The sequence below is a fragment of the Lentzea sp. NPDC006480 genome (genome assembly GCF_040611995.1).
GTDB lineage: Bacteria > Actinomycetota > Actinomycetes > Mycobacteriales > Pseudonocardiaceae > Lentzea.
This window is the reverse complement of the sequence record NZ_JBEXPJ010000312.1, coordinates 1-3,795: the sequence shown is the minus strand read 5'-3', so window position 1 is coordinate 3,795 and position 3,795 is coordinate 1. Positions and strand designations below refer to the sequence as shown.

At 58.3% G+C, this 3,795-nt stretch carries 4 protein-coding genes; 2 read left to right on the top strand and 2 right to left on the bottom strand.

From position 1 onward, the window contains the following. Together ABZX92_RS45375 and ABZX92_RS45370 are read left to right on the top strand one after the other, a co-directional pair. Positions 1-363: hypothetical protein (locus tag ABZX92_RS45375; protein ID WP_355572303.1), on the top strand; the 363-nt coding region annotated here is incomplete at its 5' end. A gap of 680 nt (positions 364-1,043) precedes the next feature. Beyond that, the gene (locus tag ABZX92_RS45370; RefSeq protein WP_355572301.1) at positions 1,044-1,418 is read left to right on the top strand and encodes a hypothetical protein; all 375 of its coding nucleotides are present in this window, start codon (positions 1,044-1,046) and stop codon (positions 1,416-1,418) included. Between the two features lie 166 nt (positions 1,419-1,584). Here the strand turns inward: ABZX92_RS45370 and ABZX92_RS45365 are convergent, their stop codons facing one another. Together ABZX92_RS45365 and ABZX92_RS45360 are read right to left on the bottom strand one after the other, a co-directional pair. Beyond that, a complete protein-coding gene (locus ABZX92_RS45365) occupies positions 1,585-2,472 on the bottom strand; it encodes a hypothetical protein (RefSeq protein WP_355572299.1) in 888 nt (295 codons plus the stop codon). 214 nt (positions 2,473-2,686) lie between these two features. Beyond that, positions 2,687-3,664: a hypothetical protein gene (locus tag ABZX92_RS45360; protein WP_355572297.1), complete on the bottom strand. Its 978-nt coding sequence runs from the start codon at positions 3,662-3,664 to the stop codon at positions 2,687-2,689. Between the last annotated feature and the right edge of the window lie 131 nt (positions 3,665-3,795).

Below are 3,795 nucleotides of genomic sequence, written 5' to 3'. Positions count from 1 at the left end.
GGTCGCCGCGCGACATCGTCGATGCCCGTTGCACGTGAAGTAGGCATCGACGCGCGTCGATGCCTACTTCACGTGCACCATAAAATCTCTTCGGAAGCTCGCTCTCTGGCGACAGGTAAAGCGTACGCTTGGCTTCGCATGACGCGCCAGGAAGTTCAACACGAAGAATCAACTGCCGGACCGCATCATTTGAGACGACGTGAATTACCTTCGGGGGCGCGGCGGCTGTTGGTGGTCGTTGCCTCCAGACAGGTCATCCAAAGCGCTCTCATCGACCTCGACCCCATCAGGGATCTCGTTCTTCGGGCTGGCATTCTCGCTCATTTGACACCTTCCTTAACCGGTGGGAAACATCAACAGTGAGCGTTCCGGGACCAGATAAAATCCCTTCGGAAGCTCGCTCTCTGGCGACAGGTAAAGCGTACGCTTGGTTTCGCATGACGCGCCAGGAAGTTCAACACGAAGAATCAACTGCCGGACCGCACCATTTGAGACGACACGAATTGCACTGGGGTGACCCATCTCGGTGGACGATAACGTTGCGTGCACCGCAATGCCTGAGTTCGAGCGATTGAGTCAAGTCACTTTGCACGGATCAGTGCAACGCACAGACTCCGGCTGTCGCGATAGGTGATGCATCTGCCGATCCGCCTCCGGCCGCCCTAGCCTGAGCCGACCGGAACTGCGGAACGAACATCGATGGATCCTTCCGTACGGATCCGCTTCACAACCTTGCTAGTTCAACGATTCTCCGCCACAAAAGGGCCATTGTAGATCGTATACTTAGCGGTCGTTGCTCTTGCGGCCCACGCGAAGTCGCCGCTTCCAGTCGGCTAGAGAGTCGAAACCGTCTTGAAGCTGAAAGAGTTCTGCGGTGCGAGCCTACTTCGCATCGCGTGTTGCACTTGCCGGTATCCAACCTTGTACCCGCCGGCAACTCCATCCATGCAGGTTTGAGCCGTGCATAGCGCTAGGAGCCGAAGTGCTCGCGGGTGCGGCGAAGGTCCGCAACGACGTCGACTGACGCAGCGTGATGACCGGCCATGCTGCTGCGCCTGGCCTCCGTAAGCGTGACCAACGCGTTCGCGTTGCTGCGCCTGTTGTCCATGAGTGATCAGGACAACGACGCGGAGATCCTGGCGCTGCAGCCCCAAATCACCGTCTTTGAACGCCAGCTGGGCAACACCCGCCCACGGTCTCTCTTCACCCCGCCGATCGGGCGTTCCTCGCGGCGCTGCTACACCGACTTCCGATCGAGGCGCTTCGTCGACTCCGATTGCGAGTGCGCCCAGGGACAGTGCTGCAATGGCACGGGAGTCTCATCGCACGACACCACGCGATCAGATCCCACGAAACGACCCAGCCGTCCACGCACCATCGACTCGATCCGGTTCCTGGTGCTGCACCTGGCATGGTAGAACCCCACCTCGGGCTACCGCCGCGTCCACGGCGAGCTGTTCGTGCTCGGCATCTCAGATCCCGGCGCCCACGGTGTGGCAGGTCCTCAAGGACGCCGGATTCGATCCGAAGCTGACCCCCGGTCAGAGCCGAGTCCACTGGTGGCTACGATTGCTAGAAGCCATGTCATGCGCCGAAAAGCTCACCCGCGGTTCGAGAATCAAAGATTTCACCCATGATGAACCGTTTACCGTCCCAGGCATTCGGCTCTTTACGAAGTTTTGATAGCTCACGAACGATCGCCCGATATGCCGTAACTGGCATAACGCGAAAATCCATACTAACACGAGTGGTATTTTCGACGTTCTCAACCGTACTGTGCAGGTTTCGCGAATCGAAAACTAGGAGTTGGCCGCGCCGAAGATTAATCGGCATTGCATCCTCCCGGAGATCTGCAATGAGTTCAGGTCGATCCTTCATGAACTCAAAGAAGTTTCCCCGACCTTGTTTGTACTCGTCGTACGAGTAGCCGAATTGACTGGCGAACGAGTTGATCGTCGCGACGCTGAATTGCTTAGAACACAGGCTAATCGTGCTGCTAGCCTTTGCGTCACAGAACGGGAGCCAGCAGTTGAACTCCTGAAAATAGTCTCCAACCATCGTGTCTGAGTGATACATGAAAAACTCGCCGTTTTCAAGTCGGTACTTGTCATCCAACAGTCCTGGAACATGGAACCGCACGGGCGGGTCGGCCTCAAAGACGAGATCGAGTCCCAGATGCGCACTAAGCCATTGGACAAAGCGGTGGTACTCGATTACCACCGCTTCGCCTAGCTCGCTCACTGTGTCGAACCAGAGCCCAGGCTCTTCCATGTGCTGCGCAATTTGATCCTCAGTGAAGTACTCATGCATTTTATTTAGCTGGAAGTCTCGTCGGATGCGATAACGAGACGACACCGCCACCCGAAGTTTTTCCGTCAACGCAGAAATTTCTTGTGAGCAATTAACTATCTCATGTTCACCCCAGCCCCAGCTGTCCCTATCAAGCTGTATTTTCAGGTCAAACAGAGACATCATGGCTCCTTCGTGCAGATGAGCAAAAGTGGCGGTTTAGACCAGTCGGGGCGCCATCGATACGATGACACCCCGACTACCCATTACAACTAGATGTACGGAGGATATGCCGGCTGCCCAGGGTCGCCACCCGCGAGCTCGTCCAGTTCGTCATCTTCGACGACTGCGGCGATGACGGGCTCATCAGCGTTTTCGAGGAATTCCGGGGTCTCATTCATTGGAAATCTCCTTGTGTTGTTGCGGACGTTTCGACTGGGGTATCAGTGAAGGCGAGCACCTTTGCCTTGAGTTCCGATTTCTTAGGCACGTAGGTCAGGTATGTCTGCACACGGGTTACGCGGAATGCTGGCGCTGTCTGGCTGCCACCGCTGAGCAGAGCTGCCTCATTGCCCGTTGGATTCAGGGTCACGGCTCCGTCGACGGCATCGGCCTTGATGGAGTCCACAACTGTGGTCGCGGAGAACACGAGCGCGCCACCATCGTTGGTGCGCAATGCGAAGATCGGATGAGATGCTGGAGCCAGCGTTCGTTGCAGTGAGTAACCCCGACCAGCCATTACCTGCTGCCCAACGACGTACCCGTTCGTCAGCTGGTCATCGAGCGCCACACTACGTGCGAACGAGTCCTTACCCGCGAGACCGCGGGTGTAGTGCTCAAGCAGTTGCTTGCCCAGGTCCGCGGGAGGGATCAGCAGGTCCGCGAAGTCAACCACCGCACTGGCGGCCGCTGCCGAGTTCATATCGGCCGGAGGCACATCCTCCGTGGTGAGCAGTGAGTAGGTCGCGAGCCATTTTCCATTGTCCCCGCGAGTGAACAGTGTATAGGTGGGACGCGGAGACGGCACCCCGCCGCGGACGCGATTCGACATCACAACGAACCAGTTCGCGTCAGCAGGCACGAGGAAGCGGGTGTCATTGCTGGTGATCAGCGGCACGGTCTTGGCGAGCTTCTTAGCGATCCGCAGCGCGGCTTCACTCGTGGTGCGCAGCGGCGGCGCCTCGATCTCAGCCAACATGGCTGGGTCAAGCGCCGAGTTGGCCTGGTTATTGCCGCGGTCGTACGCGGCGATCACGCTTTGCGCGTCCACGTTCGACAGCGCTGGGGCCTTGTCGGTCACGACCACGGTTTCACCAGCCCCGCAGCCCGTCGACGCGACGACGAGCAGGATCAGCGCCGGTAGGAGACTTCTCATGCGTGCACTACTCCTTGTGCTCATTGGAGCTGCCTGCGGACGAGCTGGTGGAACATGCCTTGGGTGTCGGCGAGCAGATTGTTCAAGACGAGCTCCGGCTCAGCCGCGATTCGGCTGGCGAGCTCGGCTCC

Excerpts from the sequence above, each read along its gene's own strand:
- ABZX92_RS45360 (WP_355572297.1), bottom strand. The coding sequence starts at position 3,664 with ATGAGAAGTCTCCTACCGGCGCTGATCCTGCTCGTCGTCGCGTCGACG.
- ABZX92_RS45370 (WP_355572301.1), top strand. The coding sequence starts at position 1,044 with ATGCTGCTGCGCCTGGCCTCCGTAAGCGTGACCAACGCGTTCGCGTTG.
- ABZX92_RS45365 (WP_355572299.1), bottom strand. The coding sequence starts at position 2,472 with ATGTCTCTGTTTGACCTGAAAATACAGCTTGATAGGGACAGCTGGGGC.